The 19,776-nt window shown below is 38.9% G+C and carries 9 protein-coding genes; 3 read left to right on the top strand and 6 right to left on the bottom strand.

The annotated features are described in order from the left end of the window. Position 1 precedes the first annotated feature (1 nt). On the bottom strand, positions 2–1,174 hold the full coding sequence (locus PLEUR7319_RS0109950; RefSeq protein WP_019505075.1) for a SpoIIE family protein phosphatase: 1,173 nt from the start codon (positions 1,172–1,174) through the stop codon (positions 2–4). Between the two features lie 294 nt (positions 1,175–1,468). Here PLEUR7319_RS0109950 and PLEUR7319_RS0109945 point away from each other — a divergent pair, with 294 nt between their 5' ends. The 3 genes from PLEUR7319_RS0109945 to PLEUR7319_RS0109935 all read left to right on the top strand — a co-directional run bounded on the left by PLEUR7319_RS0109945 (position 1,469) and on the right by PLEUR7319_RS0109935 (position 8,000). Continuing rightward, complete coding sequence (locus PLEUR7319_RS0109945) at positions 1,469–5,743, top strand: response regulator (protein WP_019505074.1); 4,275 nt, start codon at positions 1,469–1,471, stop codon at positions 5,741–5,743. Between the two features lie 374 nt (positions 5,744–6,117). Then, positions 6,118–7,377 (top strand): outer membrane protein, encoded by a 1,260-nt coding sequence (locus PLEUR7319_RS34805; RefSeq protein WP_144054280.1) that lies wholly within the window; start codon positions 6,118–6,120, stop codon positions 7,375–7,377. Positions 7,378–7,562: 185 nt separating this feature from the next. Continuing rightward, positions 7,563–8,000 carry a secondary thiamine-phosphate synthase enzyme YjbQ gene (locus tag PLEUR7319_RS0109935; protein ID WP_019505072.1) on the top strand — a complete coding sequence of 146 codons (438 nt, stop codon included), beginning with the start codon at positions 7,563–7,565 and terminating at the stop codon, positions 7,998–8,000. A gap of 135 nt (positions 8,001–8,135) precedes the next feature. On the opposite strand, the gene PLEUR7319_RS0109930 is transcribed toward PLEUR7319_RS0109935, so the two are convergent. The 5 genes from PLEUR7319_RS0109930 to PLEUR7319_RS34790 all read right to left on the bottom strand — a co-directional run bounded on the left by PLEUR7319_RS0109930 (position 8,136) and on the right by PLEUR7319_RS34790 (position 19,776). Then, a complete protein-coding gene (locus PLEUR7319_RS0109930; RefSeq protein WP_019505071.1) occupies positions 8,136–11,267 on the bottom strand; it encodes a calcium-binding protein in 3,132 nt (1,043 codons plus the stop codon). A gap of 173 nt (positions 11,268–11,440) precedes the next feature. Then, positions 11,441–12,394 (bottom strand): pentapeptide repeat-containing protein, encoded by a 954-nt coding sequence (locus PLEUR7319_RS34800; RefSeq protein ID WP_019505070.1) that lies wholly within the window; start codon positions 12,392–12,394, stop codon positions 11,441–11,443. 124 nt (positions 12,395–12,518) lie between these two features. Next, positions 12,519–12,821 (bottom strand): tweety family protein, encoded by a 303-nt coding sequence (locus tag PLEUR7319_RS34795; RefSeq protein ID WP_237743547.1) that lies wholly within the window; start codon positions 12,819–12,821, stop codon positions 12,519–12,521. A gap of 350 nt (positions 12,822–13,171) precedes the next feature. After that, entirely contained in the window at positions 13,172–15,538 is a 2,367-nt protein-coding gene (locus PLEUR7319_RS0109915; RefSeq protein WP_019505068.1) for a glycosyltransferase, read from the bottom strand. 65 nt (positions 15,539–15,603) lie between these two features. Next, entirely contained in the window at positions 15,604–19,776 is a 4,173-nt protein-coding gene (locus PLEUR7319_RS34790) for a DUF3131 domain-containing protein (RefSeq protein WP_019505067.1), read from the bottom strand.

Genomic DNA, 19,776 nt, shown 5'->3' with positions numbered 1-19,776 from the left:
CTTACAAAACAATATTTAACAAAGAAAAGTCATCATCTAAGACTTGCTCTTGATGTTGATTTTGAATATGTTGTCGAATGTTTTCTAAACTTAAATTGTCACTATATTGGTATTTTTTTATTAACTTAACTAAATTATCAAATCCCCAAAGCTTGCCGTTAGATTGAGAAACTTCATATACTCCATCACTAAAAATATATAAAGAATCACCAGATGTAATCGAGCAAATACCTTGTTCAAAGTCATATTCTTCCAACATACCTATGGGAATGTTGTCGTTATCTAAATACTGAATAGTTTGACATTCTTGAGAAAAAAAAATACCTGGGGGATGACCAGCAGTAGCATAAACTAATTCTCGGTCGGTTAGGTTAATGACACCGTACCAAATAGTAAAATAGTTGTCTCCTGTTTCATTCATTTGAAAAACGCGATTGAGTTCGGTTAGTACTGTCCAGGGTTCATAAAAATCAGTGTTATATAGGGATTGCGATCGCAAAATATTTAAGACTGAAATTGAAAGTAAAGCAGATTTGACTCCATGTCCTGCCACATCTAATAAATAAACTACCAAATGGTTGGGATCGAGCCAGTAATAATCAAAAATATCTCCCCCTAATTGAGCTGAGGGAGCAAACTGTTGTTCGATTTTAATTTTTTTGGTTAACGGTGGTGGTAAAAGCGATCGCACATAATCTGAGGCTTGATTCAGCTCTGATTGTAATCGCAAATTTTGTTGTAGTAACTTAGCTTCACTTGCCTTCAAAGCTGCTTCGGCTTTAGCGGCTTTGAGGATACGTTTCAGACGCTGACATAGTACTGGAGGATGAATTGGTTTGGTAATGTAATCCGTTGCCCCGACAGCAAATGCCCGATCTACCGATTTTTTATCATTTAATCCGGTGATCATCAAGATCGGAATACTCAATTCATTTTCTTTCATTTGGTGGAGTTGCTGACAGCAACTAAAACCATCCATAACAGGCATCATCGCGTCTAATAAAATCATATCTGGCTGATGTTTTTGCCAAGCAGCTAAACATTCCTGTCCATTCTCTACTTCGATTATTTGATAACCTTCTTTTCGCAAAATAAGACGTAGTAGAATTCGCGTAGATTGATCGTCATCAGCTACTAAAACTAATGGCGATTTTGGGGCAGAATTATGATTCATCTCAAAATAAATAGCAAGAGACTTTAAAGTGTGATTTTATAATTCCCCAAAATTTATTAAATATTATTAAATGTATTTTGTTTGACTTTTCTTTAAATTGAAATTTTGTCGATTTTCAGTAAAATTGATGTTTTTTTAAATGTCCAAGAATCCTTTATTTATTCAAACTCGAATATGTATTTTTATCTCAAAGGCATAGAGGTAAAAATTAGTAGTCAATAATCACTTGAAATCAAAAAAATTAAGTTAAGATGCGACGGTATAAAAATATATTATCAATTTAAAATTTAATCGATGAAAAGGCTGAATCTAGGTGTAAAGTTCAATGCCTTATTGCTGTTAATTTTGATGATCGGAAGTTTGGTAAGTGGTGTTACTTTGTCTGCTGCCATGCAAAATCGAGCAGAAGAAGAAGTAATAGCTAGAGCAGAAATCCTCACTCAAGCAATGAATTCAGTCAGAAATTACACCAGCAACAATATTAAACCTTTATTATCAGAGCGTTTACAAACTGAACCTGAATTTATTCCTGAAACTGTTCCTGCATATTCAGCGCGAGAAGTATTTGAAAATTTTCGTCAAAGTCCAGAATATCAAGGCTTTTTGTATAAAGAAGCTACTTTAAATCCGACTAATCCTAGAGATCGAGCAGATGAATTTGAAACTGGATTGGTAGAAGAGTTTCGGCAAAATCCTAATTTAAAGGAAAAGACTGGCTATTACGATCGTCATGGTGAAAAATTATTTTATATTGCCCGTCCTTTAGCAATCAAAAATATTAGTTGTTTGCAATGTCATGGAAGACCGCAAGATGCTCCTCAGAGCATGGTTAATACCTATGGTGCTAAAAATGGTTTTGGGTGGAGATTACATGAAATAGTTGCCGCACAAACTATTTATGTACCAGCTAATGAAGTATTTGCCAGAGGTCATCAGTATTGGTTACTGGCGATCGCTATTTTTATAACTATTTTTACTCTAGTTATTTATGCCATTAATTTATTACTCAGACGGGCAGTTATTAAACCTCTTAAGCAATTAACCAAAGTCTCTCAAAAATTGAGAGAGCGGGAGCTTAACTATGGTTCAGAGACATTACTAGAGTCTCAAGCGATCGCCTCAATTGCCAGTCGTTACGATGAACCAGGACAACTAGCTAAGGCTTTTCAACATCTTAACTTGGAAGTAATTGCCCGAGAAGAAAAGCTACAGCAAGCTCAGACTGAAATCAAACAAAGCGAGGCTTATTTTCGTTCCTTAATCGAACAGGCTTCTGACGTAATTTTTATTTTGGATCGTCAGCAAGTCATTATCTATGTAAGCCCTTCTGCTATATCTATTTTAGGCTATCAACCGGAAGCTATCCTCGGTCAAGATATACTGACTTTTATTCTGGAAACAGAGTATATTTCTGTTGCCGAGTTCTTGAATCAAGCGACGCAAAATCCTGGTGTTTCCGCGCCCATAGAATTATCCTTTCGGCATCAAAATAATTCCTGGCTAACTATCGAAGCGATCGCCAATAACCTCTTAAATGATTCTGCGGTAAATGGGATTGTGCTTAATCTACGGAACATTACTGAACGCAAAGAAACAGATGAACGTCTGAGGTTACTAGAATCTGTGGTGGTCAATGCTAATGATGCGATCGTTATTACCGAAGCGGAATCTATAGATGCGCCGGATCATCCGCAAATAATATACGTCAATGAAGCTTTTACCTTTATGACTGGCTATACTCCAGCAGAAGTAATTGGTAAAACGCCTCGTATTCTGCAAGGAGGAAAGACAGATCGCCTGACTCTCTCTCAAATCAAACAATCTCTCACTCGATGGCTACCAATTAAAACGGAAATTATTAACTATGGCAAAGATGGTCGGGAATATTGGGTGGAGCTAAATATAATTCCTATTGCCGATCCAAAAGGGAAATACACCCATTTTGTATCGGTGGAAAGAGATATTACCGAGCGCAAACAAGCTGAACAAGAATTACGCGATCGCGAAGCTTCAATTCGGAATCTCTACGAAGTGACAACGAGAGCCGAACGCAGTTTTTCCCTCAGAGTTGAACAAATTCTGCTCATGGGTTGTCAACAACTAAATTTAGATGTAGGGATTTTGAGCAAGATTGAAAACGATCTCTATCGTATAGTTGCAGTTAAACTAACTGCTGATTCTACTTTAGAAGTCAGTGTGGGAGATATTTTTAGTGTAGAGCAAACTTGTTGTGAGCGTACTATCCAAGCCCAACATCCCATCAGCTTCCAGGGGGATAAGACAGACAATGCCGAACGTCTCAGTTGGCAAGCCCATCCCTGTTATCTTGAAACTAATCCTCCAGCCTATCTAGGCACAAAAGTAATGGTTGGAGGGGAAGTTTATGGCACCCTCAATTTTTCGAGTCTCAAACCTCACCCCGAACCTTTTAAAACCATCCAAATCGAATTAATCGAATTGATGGCACAGTGGATTGGTGGCGAAATCGAGCGCAGAAATTCGCGCTCCAAACTAGCACAGGCTCGCGATGAAGCAGAAGCAGCCAACCAAGCTAAAAGTAAGTTTCTGGCTACTATGAGTCATGAAATTCGTACTCCCATGAATGCGGTGATTGGGATGACAGGCTTATTGCTCAATACTAAATTAAATCCACAGCAAAAAGACTTTGTTCAGACAATCCGCAGTAGTGGAGATGCTTTGCTTACCCTGATTAACGATATTCTCGATTTTTCTAAAATTGAAGCAGGAAAACTGGAATTTGAGGCTCAACCCTTTGCCCTCAATTGCTGTATTGAAGAAGCACTAAATTTGATTGCTCCCAAAGCGGAGTCGAAACAATTGGAACTAGCTTATCTAATTGAACCTGATACCCCTAATAATATTGTGGGAGATATTACTCGACTACGACAGATTTTAGTTAATCTAATTGGCAATGCCGTAAAATTTACCGAAGCAGGAGAAGTAGTAGTATCGGTCAGGAGTCGGAAAATCAAAGAACAATCAGCCCTTGGAGATTCTAGTATTTTCATGAGCCAAGCTTGGGCTAATTCCGCGGATAAATATCAAATTGAATTTGCCGTTAAAGATACCGGGATTGGTATTCCCAGCGATCGCCTAGATCGTTTGTTTAAGTCCTTCAGTCAAGTGGATGCTTCTACCACTCGTCAATATGGTGGAACAGGTTTAGGCTTGGCAATTAGTCAAAAGCTAAGTGAAATGATGGGGGGCAGAATGTGGGTCGAGAGTGAAGTTGGCGTGGGTTCTACTTTTTACTTTACGATCTCGGCTACCGTTGCTCAAGAGTTAGTTAAAGACACATTACCTGAAAATCGTTTAATCGGCAAACAACTGCTAATCGTAGATGATAATGCCACAAATCGCAAAATTTTAACCTTACAAGCTCAATCTTGGGGAATGTCTAGCTGTGCTGTAGAATCTGGGGCAAAAGCTTTAGAATTAATCTCTCAGAGAGTTGAATTTGATTTAGGAATCTTGGATATGCAGATGCCGGTTATGGATGGCTTAAGTTTAGCTAGAGCTATCCGTCAGCAACCAAATTATCAAGATTTACCTCTAGTAATGTTAAGCTCCTTAAGCAAACAAGAAATTATTCAACAAGCTCAAGACGTTAACTTGTCAGCAATTGTCAACAAGCCGATTGCTCAATCCAAACTGTATCAAGTACTAACTCGCGCTGTAAGTGGAAAATTAGTCCGGGTCAAAGCTACTGATACGGCTTTTCTTCAGCCACATTTAGCTGATAGTTTACCCCTCGATATATTATTGGCAGAGGATATAGTAGTTAATCAAAAAGTTGCTTTATTAATTTTGCAGCAAATGGGTTATCGTGCCGATGTTGCCAGTAATGGAGTAGAAGTCCTCGAAGCATTACGCCGTCAGCACTATGATGTAGTACTTATGGATGTACATATGCCCGAAATGGATGGTTTAACTGCTACCGAGCTAATTTGCCGGGAATGGACGGCGGAATCTCGTCCGCGAATTATTGCCATGACTGCCAATGCCATGACAGGCGATCGCGAAAAGTGTCTGGCAATTGGGATGGATGATTATGTTAGCAAACCCATCCGAGTAGAAGAGTTACGAGAAGCCTTAAGTCGGTGTCAGCCTGTCGAACAAATAGTTGGAAAAATAAAAGATAGGGATGATTTACCAAATGCTCCTATGGAAATAGAAAAGATAGAGAAAACAATAGAGTCAGCGGTTGATTTTTCTGTTTTAGAGTCTATCTGTGAAATGGCAGGAGAAGAAGGTAATTTACTAATCGAAGAGATGGTTACTAGCTATCTTACTGATACTGAAGCCCGGTTAAAGGCGATCGCTGAAGCTATTAACCTGGCTGATGCAGAAATCATTGAACAAGCAGCCCACAGTATGAAATCTAGTAGTGCTAATTTGGGTGCAGTCAAGCTAGCGCAACTATGCGAAGAGTTAGAACAACTAGGGCGATCAAGAACAATTGATAATACTCAGCCGATATTATCTAAAGCCCAAACAGAATTTAAACAAGTTCATCAGGATTTGCACTCGTTTCTGACAAAACTGTGAACCAAACTTACAGCTGTTTTCAATTGGATAGACTCCGCTGATAATTAATTAGTTTGTAGCTATCAGCTATCAGTTACTACGCAGGTAGTTAATTAAAGCTGACAGCTTTTTAAGGTGAAAAGCGCAGTAAAAACCAGCATGACTATAGCGGTTTTGATAAACACCGAATAAACTTCAAAAAGAGCAAGAGACAAAGATATTTTTTCTAGCAAACATGAATTTAATTAACGTGAGTTCGACGAGGTGGAAAAAACTTAAATATTTCGCAACTTTCTAATTTCTAAATCTCTAAAGTCCTGATTGTTTCCTTAAGAACAACATAACTCCTAACTTCTAACTCCGAATTCCGAACTCACGTTTAATTACCTTCCGTAATGTCACTAAGCTCAATAAACTGCTGTAACTCTATCAAGCATCAGCCATTTGTTATTTGTCGAATATTTTGGTCTAGCTTGGCGATCGCGATTAGCATTTTTACTATCCCCAAAGCGATCGCGGCACCTGAAAACTTTAATCCCAAATTGCAATCTCTACCCATTACAGAAACACATGGAAAAGACGGACAACAAAGCAATGATGAAGAAAAAATACCAACTGAATCTAGACCCCAAGTTATACCTCAAACAGTACTTCCTACAAAAGCATCACCAACTTTATCTAATGAATCATCGATCAAATCTGGTACAGCAGACATCGAATTAAAAACTAAACCAAATTCAACTAAAAACCCTAGTTCTTCCCAACTCACTGTAGAAAACTTAACCTTAGATTTTCAGCGTGATTTTGATAATTTTGGACAAACAAATCAATTTATTGAAGAATCTATTGCGTTTAATTTATACAATCAATCTTTTGTCTTAAAAACTGGTACTAACTTATTTAAGCAAGACGAAATTGAGACAGTTAATAATATTCCTCTATATTTAGCTTGGGAAACAAAGCTGAAAAATATTGATTTAACTGTAACAGGTGGAGTGGATTTCTTTGATCGTTTAGCTGCTGTACCAACCTTAACCCTAAAAGCCAGTTCACCTCTATTTAGTAGTATCACTGCGGATGGTAAATTAAAATCTTTATTTGTTCTGTCAGGACAAGCTCAATATCAGGCTTATAAATTTAATGCCGAAACCCTAGAAAATGAAATCAATTTTTGGCGTTTTACACCCAGTATCTATTGGCAGATTCGACCTAATTTTAGTCTTTTTAGTTTAGGTCAATACGGCACCTTTAATGATGGTAATCAAGAGTTTCAGTCTTTTAGTCGTTTAGAAAAAAAATTAGGTTCTTTTTCTTTAGCTGCCAATTTATTTACCTGGAGCTTTGAACAAGATTTAGGTGACGTAAGCGGCTATTTCTCTCCCTCAGATTTCCTAGTCTATAATGCAGAATTAGCTTGGCAAGGAACAATGTTTGATGAATTTTTGGATTGCAAGTTATCCGCAGCTTTTGGTCAACAACGGCTAGATAGTGAAACTGATAATGCTTGGACTTACAAAGCCTTGTGTGGAGCGCAGCTTTTGTCCAATCTCAAATTAGACTTAGGCTATACCTATTCTAATGTGCGCGATCGCCAAACTGGGAATAGTAACTACAATAATCAATCGTTTACTGGTCAGCTACAAATTGAACTTTGAACTAGACTTTGAACTGGTCACTCAATATAGTTTATTATCTCAAGAGCAGATCTAATATAGCTGTATTAAATTAGGTTAAAACATTTTCTGTTGCCTGTAGCTTTTGAATCGAAATTTTATGTCCTAACTTAAGGACGTATTGCTATAGTACACATTACAGAGGGCTAAAGCGTAAAATCCAGAAAATGCCAATTATTAATAAATTTATTGAGGTAGAGACTGAAGCAGGGATCAATATCCATAATCTAACTCCTGAAATTGAAGCGATTATAGCCAATACCGCGATCCAAAATGGCCAGGTAATTGTCTTTGTTCGTCATACAACAACTGCTTTAGCTATTAACGAATATGAAGTTAGGTTACTAGAGGATCTAAAAAATCATTTTCACAAGCTAGCACCAGCCACAGCTAAGTATTTACACAATGATTTACATTTAAGAGATGTTCCTCCTGATGAACCGATCAACGCTCATTCTCACCTAATAGCTATGATGCTTAACAATAGTGAAACCATTCCTATTGTTGATGGGAAATTAGCATTGGGAACATGGCAATCGATATTGTTTTTTGAATTAGATGGTCCTCGGCACCGTAATGTCTTAATTCAAATTAATGGTGAATAGTTGATTGCGATAATGATTTTTGAATTAATCAGAACATGATTGATGCTAAGAAAAAACTCACTCTACAATATCAGTAGAATGAGCTACAAAACAAATGAACACTTATTTTTTGGCAATTGTAAAGATTAGTTCTTTTTAGATGTAGATAAAAGATGTATCAGTCAAATCAAAGTCAGTTGTACTTTGAATAATGGCAACCAATTCATCTTGAAAGTAGACTCCAAAACCATCAATTTCAGAGATAGCAGCACCAAGATTATAGTCTTCAGCGACACCACTTAATTGAATACGATCTTCTTCGCTATCGAAGTCAGTAATTAAGGCATAGTCTGCTGAGCCTCCTTTATAGAATGCATCGATATCTCCAAGAATGAAGTAATCTGCACCAGCACCACCAGTTAACACATCGACTGAACCGTTACCTTGATTAGTAGAGCTATTGGCACCGATAAGAATATCATCACCATTACCACCAACTAGAGTATCGTTACCCTCTTTACCTAGTAACAAGTCATTGCCAATTCCCCCATCGAGGAAGTCGTTACCAGCCTCGGCGTAGAGTTCGTCATTTCCGCTATCTCCATGGAGTTCATCGTTACCAGAACCACCGAATAACCAGTCTTTATTATTTCCTCCGTAAAGTTGATTTTGACCATCAATGCCGTAGAGAATATCTTTTCCAGAACCACCGAATAGTTGGTTATTATCGTTGCTACCAAAGAGAGTATCGTTGCCACTACCACCATCGAGTAAATCACTTCCAGTATCAGCAGTTAGTTTATCGTTTCCGCCTTCACCATAGAGAGCATCAGTACCAGATCCACCTTTAAGGATATCGTTGCCACTGCCACCAAAGAGAGTATCGTTACCAGCTTTACCATGAATTTCAACGCTATCATTGCCAGAGTTAGTCAAAATATCATCCTGTGCTGTACCGTAAGCCAGTTCAATCTGACTGGTAGCTAAATCGAGAGTAATTGCTGTATCACCTTCGGCGATCGCGACATCGTAACCTTCTCCTCCATCAACTACGGTATCTTGAGCATCAAATGTCAGAATATCATTGCCAGCATCACCATAAAGTTCATCTATACCCTCTCCACCAATGATATTGTCGTTATGGTCGCCACCAGAGATAGTGTCATTTCCAGTATTACCTTCTAGTAGATCGTGTCCTGCTTCTCCCGTCAGAGAGTCATTTCCGGCACCAGCGATCGCGTAGTCCTCTCCGACACCAGCAATAATCGTATCGTTGCCTGTGCCACCTTCAAAGTAATCATTAGCTGCACCACCAGTCATGGAGTCATTGCCAGCTTCTCCGTACATTGCTACAGAATAATTAGCTGTTGCACTTGCACCATTGGTATGAGTAAAGACATCGTTGCCGGCATTACCTTTGGCTTCGTTAAAGCTATTAATGCCTAAGTCGAGGACAACAGCTTGTTCTGTTTCGGCGATCGCAATATCGTAACCGTCACCACCTTTAACTACAGTGTCTTCACTGTCGAACATGACGACATCATCACCAGAGCCAGCTTCAATTCGATCCGAACCTGCACCACCAGAAATTACATCATCGCCTTCATCCCCAGAAATTTCATCGTTATCGATACCACCTTCAATGTAGTCATTACCTTCTCCGCCAGAAATTTCATCATCACCAGTGTCGCCTTTAAGGACATCCGCACCTAAACCACCATCGATAAGATCGTTACCTGAGCCACCATCGACAGTATCGTTATCTGCACCGCCAAAGAGAGTATCATCTCCCTCATTACCCAAAACCACATCCAGACCTGTATCGCCACTAACCGAATCATTACCAGCACCACCAGCAACTGTATCATTGCCCCAATCACCGTGAACAATATCGTTGCCTGCTCCACCGTCAACCCAGTAGTCATCTCCTTCTCCTGCATTGAGGGTATCGTTATCAGCACCACCCATAAGAACATCATTGTCAGTACCGCCTTCTAGTAAGTCATTGCCATCACCCCCATCAAGGACATCTGCACCCGAATCACCCTGGATAGTGTCTGCCCCAGCATTACCGAATAACCAACTATCGTTATCATTTCCGCCATGAATTTGATCGTCTCCAGTACCACCATCAATAGCATCCATACCATCGCCACCAAGAAGAGTATCGTCATCATCTCCACCGTTAAGATAGTCATGTCCTTTGCCACCGTCGATTAAATCTTGCCCCACATCGCCATAGAGAACATCTTGTCCTGTTTCTCCGTTAACAATATCGTCACCATCGCCACCATGAACATCATCGTCACCATCACCAGCAACGATTAAATCTTGATCTGCACCACCATCAATACGATCAATTCCTTCTCCTCCATAGATAGTGTCTGAACCCTCTTGCCCCAAGATGACATCATCTTCCGCACCGCCATACATTAGATCTTCGCCAGCACCACCGTCCATAACATCATGTCCAGCTTCTCCGTAGAGAGTATCGTTTCCATCTCCTCCAGACATCCAGTAGTCGTCACCGTCACCACCAATTAATTCATCGTTGCCAGCTTCTCCTTCGAGGATATCGTTACCAGTCCCGCCCAGGATTTTGTCATCACCTAGTCCACCTTTAACAGTATCTGCCCCTGCACCACCATCAACTAAATCATTACCATCGCCACCATCGGCGTAGTCTTCTCCATCTCCAGCCTGAAGAGTATCCTCTCCCATATCTCCCATCAATTTATCCTTGCCGATGCCACCATTCAGGAGGTCATTTCCTTCGCCTCCTTCCATGATGTCGTCACCCGCATCACCATTAATGGTGTCATCACCCTCTTGACCTGCTAGCCAGTAATCATCACCATTTCCGCCATCGATCTCATCATCACCAGTACCACCAGCGATCTCATCATCACCAGTACCACCAATCAGAATATCGTTGCCAGCACCGCCACTTATGTAGTCGTGGTCAGTATCTTCGGTTGCGGAGGAACTTTCTTCACTACCAGCAGCACCAGTAGTATCTATTTCCCCTACATATATATAGTTGCCATTTTCATCTTTTTTCCAATTGTTGTCACCATAATCTCCATGTACCCAGTCATTCCCCTCGCCACCAGCTAAAGAGTCATTACCTTCACCACCTTCGATAACATCGTTGCCGCGATCGCCATCGAGCCAAGGATCGTCACTTGCTCCTCCGCCAAGAGTATCATTCCCTTCGTAACCCATTAAAATATCAGATTCTGTAGAGCCAAATAATTGATCTTGGTTATTAGTTCCGTATTTATTCATCTTCTGTAAAATAATATTTTGTAAATTTGTATGTTACGAAGATAAACATTGCAGTCAGCTTTAAGGTCAATAGCAATTTTCCGCAAGAATATATAAGTAAAAATTATCTTTTGCTCAAGTCCTTTATTAGTCTTGATTTCCAAGATTGAGTAGCCAAAATTAAGTTGCCTAAGTTAACTATTGGCAAGCTGTAACTTTTCTCTAACCCCAAGATCGAATATTGCGCCCTCTAAATTAGCTTCTAAAAAATTACTCCCTAAAATGGTTGCTCCTTGAAAATTAGTATCAGTTAAATTAGCACCAATTAAAACAGCTTCAGTCAGGTTAGCTCCCCTTAAATCGGCATTAGTTAAATTTGCTCCACCTAAGTTACACCCTGTTAAATTTGCTTCGGTAAGGATGGCTTGGGTTAAGTCGGCACCAATAAGATTGGTATTAATTAATTCTGCTTGATGTAAATAAGCATCGATTAGATCCACCCCACTAAGATAAGCTCGATTAAGCTTAGTTTGAACCATGGAAACTTCATTTAAGCTAGCTAACATCATCTCAGCAAAACTAAAGTCGGCATTACAAAGAAATGCGCCATTTAACTCAGCGCCAATTAATTCTATGGCTTGGAAATCTCGCTCTCCTGTACTGTATAGTTCTAAAAGCCGATTAGCTTTATTGGCAGTTTGATTATTCGCAGATAAGCTTGCTTCTATATCTCTAAATAAGTGCAATAAATAATTATCTACAACGCTGTATTTATCGGATTTTTCATTAGTAATTAATTGATTTAATTGTTGCTGTCTTTGCTTTAATTCTTTGGTGTTTAATTGAATTTGATTTAGCTGTTGCTCTAGATCTTGTAACCGATCGTCGAGCATTTTATTTAAAGCGACAGTACTATCCTGTAAATTAGCAAACTCCAGTAATTCTTTAATTTGATTGAGAGAGAAACCGAATTTTTGAGCATATTGAATCAATTGTAATCGCTCGACTGTGATGGAAGAATACAATCGATAACCTTTTGCGCTTCTGCAGGGAGATTCAATTAAACCTAGTTTTTCATAATAACGAATGGCTTGAGTAGACAGACCAAACTTTTTAGCTATTTCTCCTATAAGTAAATCGGAGGTCATAAATTATCTTTAATGTAACTAAGTTTAAAACAGCGATCGCAGTAAATCTAAAAATTTATGCTTCTATTCTGCCATAACATTTATGTTGTCTTAATTACATATCTTGCTCGGTAGGATTATTACTTTAACTTGGTTTGATAGCGGCTTTTCTGCGATCAGTAAAATAACGAGCTAAATCTCGATTGAAAATCATAAAACTACCAACAATTATAGTCAGAATAATCATAATCAAACTGCCAACAACCAAAAAAGTAGATAATTTGGAATGTAAGGCAACAATTAAGGCTGTCAGCAGCACAACCACCAAACTAAAGATTGCTATTAAAACCCATTTCGCCCACTTATATCCTTGCATGGCAAAATACATCACGGCAACGGTAACTATAATCCGTCCAATTGCCCATAAATCCTGCGAAACTGCTACCAATACAATATCAAGGATGTTAGGGCGACAAACATTATCAGAAGATTATTTCTTGCTTTGATAGCAGCAGGATTAGAAGCGGACATAGTATTTGAATAAGTATAGATGGCGCATCTTAATCAATACCACAAACTAGCTATCCAAATCGAGACTGGCGATCTCATCACTGTACAATACGACATCAATCAATGTATTCGGCAAACGAACCAAAATATTTTTTTAGTCTGTTTTTAATCTTATCGCGATCGCTATATTATAGATTAATCTTAGATTAAGTCTACATAATACAAGTCAATAATCGCTTGACCAATAACTTTGCGTCATTCTTTGCGCCTCTGCTCGAGGTGAAAATTCTAATTTGATTTAGGTTGCCAAACTGCTGCTTTAATAATTACCCACAGTAGAGATAAATTATAAATTGCCCAAAAGAAATTAATAAAATAAGTCCAGGGATTTTCTAAGTTGCTAGTAACCAACAGATAAATACAATAAATAATACCTAAAATTGTGAGCACAAATACCAATAACTGAGCTGTTACCAAATGTAGATATCTACCTGATTGTCTTTGTTTAGGTGTGACTTGAAACTTGACATCTCTACCACTAAAAATACTCCAGACTGCACGAATCATCAAAGGAAATAGAGCGATCGCATATTGTTCAGAACGCCAAACTTCACTAGCAGGTATACCCCAAGTAGCAACGATAAAAGTAAGTCGATTGAGAATAAAAGCAGGTAAAAAGTGAATTGCAAAGTCAGCACTAAATGAACGTACCGGAATAATTCCCGTAAAGAAATAAATTAAAGGGCAAGCAATAAAAATAACAATAAAAAATCCAGCAAAATAGCTATACATTGTTTGGAAATATTGCAGTCTTTGCCAAAAAGTCAAGCCTGGTTTTGACCAAGGGTTTTCTTTGAGTAATACCTGGATAGTTCCTTGCGCCCAACGTAATCTTTGTTTCAACGTTGAACTCAGATCATCAGGAGCCAGACCGACGGATAATTCTTCATGATGGTAAACAGACTTCCATCCCGCAGCATGAAGACGCATTGCAGTATTCATATCTTCTGTGATGCTATTGCTAGATACACCGCCAACTAAATCAAATTCATCAAGACGATTATTATCTAACTCATATTCATCAGAAAAATTTTGTAAGCCAACACTAACTAGAGCTTCTCGACGTAAAATGGCATTTGTTCCTGTATAGAAAGCTGCTTCCATACCATCTTTGCCCTGTTGAATGGGTCCATAAAATAGATGTGCTTGATGTCCAAAAGGATCGCCTGGGGGTAAGTTATAAAATGCTTGGGGAGTTTGGACAAAGGCGATTTGATTTTGTTGGTATTTACCTGTGTGAAGATTATATTGATAAAAGTAGGGTAAAACTCGATTGAGAAATTCTGGTTTCGGAATATGATCTGCATCTAAGGTGACAATAAACTCTCCTGAAGTTTCCCCTGAAAAAATGGCATGGTTAATATTACCTGCTTTAGCATGATGGGCTTTGCCCTTGGGTTTAGGACGAGCAATATATCGACAACGCGACAATTCACTTAGCTCAAGCTCCTTTTGATAAATAGCTTGTTCTAAAGCTTGCTGTTCTCTGGATAAACAATCTTGAAGTTGTTTGTCTTGGGGATTGAGTAAAGAAAATAATTGTCCTAAACCTTGAATTGGAAGTGGACAGTTAGATTTCGCTGTATTTTCAGTGTATACAGGGGAGTAAGCTTTGATTACCAGTAAACAATTGCGTCCATCGTCTAGTCTAGTGTAGCTAAAATAATCACTTAATTCTTCCATGATTAAGATGCCTCTTCCACTTTCAGCTTCAGGTTCAACCACATCTGGTAATTGGCATTTATAGGATTTTAGGTCGAATTCTACGCCATAGTCCCAGATTTTAAGTACCAATGATTGACTTAAAATAGCTATTTCCAAATCAATTGGAGTATTTTCTGGTAATCCCTGATGGGCATGACCGACAACATTATCAAAAGCTTCTCCCAAAATAGTCTGGAATTCTAACCAGGAGCGAACATCAATCTCATCGGTTTTTAGGGAATTAAACCAATCTAATACTTCTACTAATTCCCCTAAATCAGATTTTGTCTGTAGTTTATATGTCTGTAAATATTCATCGCTGGCAACAATATCAGGAGTGATATTTTTTAGCTGTTGTAAACGATTTACGAGTTGCGATCGCTCTTGCTCAATTCTGGTAGCTTGCTTTTGGAGTAAAGAACTGCGTAAATCTTGCAAACATAGACTTTCACTCATTGCTCTCATATCTGAAGAATTACCATCATCCAGGATATATACCTTGAGTTTATCTACAGGGTAATCAATCGCTAGCGATGCTTTTGCTGTCTCTGCAACCATTTCTGCTGGTTCATTGTAGCAAGTGATAAAAATATCAATAGTTGGATATTCTGCTTCCAGAAATTTGGGGACCAAACAATTAAAAGATCTAATTTTTCTGACCACTGGTTGCCATAAACCAATCAGAAACATTACCCCTCCGAGATAACTATAAATTTCAGCTAGAAGAAGCGGAATTGAAAGCCACAGTGCTGCAAAATTAAGAGAATGAGTAATGCGCCACTGTAAGTACCAAGCGCCAAAAATCAGGTTAATAATAACTAAATAGCGGAATAATAATGTTCTGTCTTTTAAATATGATTGAATATTACCTTGGAAACTGGGTTCATTCATTTTTTAAGTAAATAGGTAATAAGTAATAAGTAATAAGTAATGAGTTGGATAAAGGAGAGCAATTATTATTTACTTGTTAAAGGACATTTTCTTGTTTGATACAAAATACCTTCTAGAATTACGGCGTTAGTGTTAACGTTGAATACTTTGTTTACTCCTAGGGTTTTATTTTCAAAAATACCCGCTGGATAGCCACGATTGTTCACTCCCGTTTTCTCCACAGCTTGTTTTAAAGATTTGGTGTAGTGATTATTCGGAAATAGGGAGTGTGCAGCAAAAGCCGCTTTAGTACTGAGAAATTTTAGTTCTGGAAAAGAATCACCTTCGTTGTTAACTGCATTCCAGCGATCGCCATTAGCATAGACGCTATAGTACAAGAAATGAGGAAAGCGATCTAAGGAATCTTCATTAACAGCAGTTAGAATCCCGGTACTTTGATATCTTTTTTCCTGGGCTTGCAAAAGGTTTTTAACCTGGGATTTATTATCGCTAGACCAACCCATTTCTAATCCCCAGAGCAGATAAGGATCGTTGGTTAAATAATTACCTGCATTAGAATTAGCATAGTTGCGTCGATCTGCTTTTAAAGTAATGCCTTCGACCTCGATATTTTTAGTGGGTGGATTATGAAGGGCATTAATAGCTTCAATTCCCCAAAGTTTTAACCCGTGAGCTGCATATTGTTCATAACCTAGTCTGCCCTCTTGAAAATACTTTATTGTTCCCTGTTGAGTAGGGATACCTCCATATAACCAACCGTCTTGTTCTAATTTACTTAAATCCCAACGACTGACAATCTTGTCAATTTTTGCTGAATATTCTGGGTAATGAATTTTTAAAGTATGCAGTGCGATTAGAAACCTAGCCGTATCTAATGCAGACCAACCGCTTTTACCCTCAGAGTCAGGAGTATTATCTAACTGACGCATTTCACCCGTAGTAGTACTATAGGCTTTGTTGGGTAAACCTGTTGCTGGTAAAGGTAAAGTTTCTAAAGTAGATAGAAGTTTACTTATTTTGCCCTCAAATTCTCCTGGGTCAATAATTTCTAACTGTCTTGCGCTATGAATACCTAAAATGGCACTCCCCTGATCCCATAAAGTTGTCCAAGGATAATTTTCCACAGCGTTAACGAAGCCCGTTTTTTTCTGCCAATTCTGTTCAAAATATTGCCAAGCCTGCTTTGCTGCTGATAAATCAAATTCCTGATTAGGATGAGCTGAACAGTTTCTAGTAGGGAAACTTATGGGTTGATTATTTGGGGGGGAAGTTTTGAGCGACAATTGTTGAGTCTCGTCTTGATTAACTGCTCGGCGCAAGGGAGTATCCATTGCCTTCTTGTTTGAGGAAAGATAGTTGTTGGTTTTCGTATCAGAAAAATCAACTGGATTTAAGTTATCCCAATGGATACCTGATTCATCTTTAGCTAGATAAATTTGGGGCTTGGCATCTAGAGGTAAACCATTTCCAGAAGTCCCTTCAGCGATCGCTTTCCACCAAGGAGAGTTGAGGTCTAGGTTATCTAGTAATAAAGGTTGTCCATTGCGTGACTGATATTGTAAAGATTGCAGAACAATCGCATTAGTACTACTGGTAAAACCCAGTGCTGGCTTACCATTTGTCTCATAAAACCCTTCATAGTAACCTAAAGAAGGATTATATAAATCTACTATCGCTTGTTGTAATTTCTGAGTATATTCATCTTCAGGAAATAATGCCCTGTAGGCAAAAGCTGCTGCCACACTGGTAATACGATGTTTATCTTCTGTCTTGCTATCTGCCGACCAAGTTGACCAAGGTTTCTTATTCCCCATAATTGTGCTGTGAATAATATAGGGTTCTTGTTGAATTAAAACTGTATTGGCAGCAGAAAATAAGCCCTGGTTTCGATAACGTCTAGCTTCCGCTTGCAGCATCGGGTAAACCAGCGATCGCATTTGCGGATCGAAGCCCAGTTCCAAACCATAACGAATAAAAGGATCGGCAACTATATAATTATGTTCGGGCTGTTTTCCTGGACGTTCTCGTTGAGAGAGAATTTTGAAGCCATCTACAGATTCAGTTTGGTATTCTCCGCCTACTGCTGACAGAGCAGCATTAAACCCCCATAGCTGAAAACCACGGGCAGCATATTCTTCATAACCCAATTGATTAACCGAATGTACCCTAGCTAAACGGCGATTATAATTATCTGGCTCGACTACCGCACTATTTAATCTGCCATTTCTAACTACTCTAAGATAAGACCATTCTAAAAGTATGTTATCTATCGCTTCAGTATATTGAGGATAGCAGCTTTTCAAGTTATGTAATGCCAGTAAGATTCTGCCCACATCTAAGCCAGACCATCCCGTTCCTTCTGGAGTTGGGTTATTGCCGTAGTCTACAGGTTCTAAGGAACGAATATCATAACCACGATGAGGTAATTCCCCAGAAAAAAGAGGCAGTCTTTGCAGAGTTGCCAATAGTTGACGGACACGCAAGTCAAACTTATTGAGGGTAATTAATTCTAAAGCAGTCGCCGACTGAAGAGCAGCAAGATAATCGCCAATACCCCAGAGGGTTGTTCCTTTCATATCACTGCGATCGCTCACTAGACCTGTTTCTGGCTGGTAATTTGCTTCAAAATATTTCCAGGCTACTTTGGCATAGCGTTTTTCAGGAATAGTTAGCTGGCGGGTTAAATCTGAACAGCTAGAAGAGCGAATTTCTCCGACAGAAGGAATTGGTGCAATAGTAATAAAGTTAGTTGGTTGAGGTTTTTTTTCAACAGTAGTATTTGTCTCTTCTTCTCCTTGTTTCTCGCTCTCACTATCTTCCTGTTTCCCGATCTCTCCTTCATCCCGATCTGTTTGATTGTGATCCAAAGCTGAATTATCTACTCCAGGAGGTGGAGGAAAACCCTCAACTACTTCATATTTTTCAGGTTCTCCCGTAGAGGCATTGACTAAATCTCCTCCAATTAAAGGCTGATTTCCTCTTGCTTTGTAGTAGAGGATTTCCATAATTAAACCGTTGGTGTTCCCCGTTAGAGCTTTATTAGGTTGATTAGTCTCTTCATATAAACCAGCATAAAAACCTCCTCCATCAGGACTCATCAAGCCTGTGGCTACCTGAAATAGTTGTTGGGCATATTCACTCTCAGGAAAGATATAACGCCAACCTAAAGCAGCTTTAGTGCTAATACTTCTTTTTTCTGGATAAAGCTCATTGGTTTCTGTAATTGTCGCCCAAGCGTTGCCATTGGAAAAGATTGTGTTGTAAAGAAAGTAAGGCGCACCATCAATATTATCTTCAGTCACTGCCGTTAACTGTCCTGTGGCAAGATATCTTCTGCGCTGTACCTCGAATACTCTTTCAGCATATTCCTGTTGCTGACCTAAAAAGCCGAATTCAATCCCATCCAGAATATATGACTCACTGACAACATAATTATTGGCGTTAGTTTCTTGAAATCTGCGGGTATCTACTGGTAGCTGTACGCCATAGATTTCTACCATTTTAAAAGGTTCATAGGATAATGCCTTTGGTACAGCAAAGCCCCATAATTCATAACCTCTGGCTGCATATTCCTCATAGCCCAAACGTCCTTCCTGAACTAGCAAAGTTTGACCATCTTCGAGTACTGTTGCCCCAAACATATAACCATCTTGAATTGATCGCTCTACCGCCCAGCGATCAACAATTGACTGTAACCATTCACTATATTGAGGATTACAAGTTCTTAGTACGTGAAAAGCAGCTAAAATTCTGCCAATATCCAAAGCAGACCAGCCTATACCTCTCTCTACAGGGTTATTACCATAGTCCACCATTTCTCCTGTTGCGGTGTTGTACACTTTATTAGGTAAGCTGTCTTCAAATAAGCGCAGTCCACTGAGACTAGCTAAAAACTTATTCAAACGAAGATCGAAATCTGTCTGGTCAATCAGATTAAGCCAGCGAGCCGCATTCAATGCCATCAGGTAATTTCCCATATCCCAGAGAGTACCGGAGGGATAGCCTCCAAAAGAGTTGGTGAAACCTGTACTTTCTTGATAGTTATTGAGAAAATATTGCCAAGCACTGCGGGCATAAGTCTCTTCTTCAGGAGTCAGAGGACTAACAATATTAGCGCAGCTATTCCCACTTTCTTGTGCCAAAACTAATTTAGGTTGAGAAATCCCAATCAAAGACTGAGATACTAACGTTACTATTACAGATGAGGCAATTAATTTGAAACCCCTTTTTCTTTTCAT

The sequence above is a fragment of the Pleurocapsa sp. PCC 7319 genome (assembly GCF_000332195.1).
GTDB lineage: Bacteria > Cyanobacteriota > Cyanobacteriia > Cyanobacteriales > Xenococcaceae > Waterburya.
Note: the sequence above shows the minus strand (reverse complement) of the source record. Positions and strands in the feature narration are given on the sequence as shown.

Coding starts and splice junctions, on each gene's coding strand:
- PLEUR7319_RS0109950 (WP_019505075.1), bottom strand. CDS start 1,174: ATGAATCATAATTCTGCCCCAAAATCGCCATTAGTTTTAGTAGCTGAT.
- PLEUR7319_RS0109945 (WP_019505074.1), top strand. CDS start 1,469: ATGAAAAGGCTGAATCTAGGTGTAAAGTTCAATGCCTTATTGCTGTTA.
- PLEUR7319_RS34805 (WP_144054280.1), top strand. CDS start 6,118: ATGTCACTAAGCTCAATAAACTGCTGTAACTCTATCAAGCATCAGCCA.
- PLEUR7319_RS0109935 (WP_019505072.1), top strand. CDS start 7,563: ATGCCAATTATTAATAAATTTATTGAGGTAGAGACTGAAGCAGGGATC.
- PLEUR7319_RS0109930 (WP_019505071.1), bottom strand. CDS start 11,267: ATGAATAAATACGGAACTAATAACCAAGATCAATTATTTGGCTCTACA.
- PLEUR7319_RS34800 (WP_019505070.1), bottom strand. CDS start 12,394: ATGACCTCCGATTTACTTATAGGAGAAATAGCTAAAAAGTTTGGTCTG.
- PLEUR7319_RS0109915 (WP_019505068.1), bottom strand. CDS start 15,538: ATGAATGAACCCAGTTTCCAAGGTAATATTCAATCATATTTAAAAGAC.
- PLEUR7319_RS34790 (WP_019505067.1), bottom strand. CDS start 19,776: ATGAAAAGAAAAAGGGGTTTCAAATTAATTGCCTCATCTGTAATAGTA.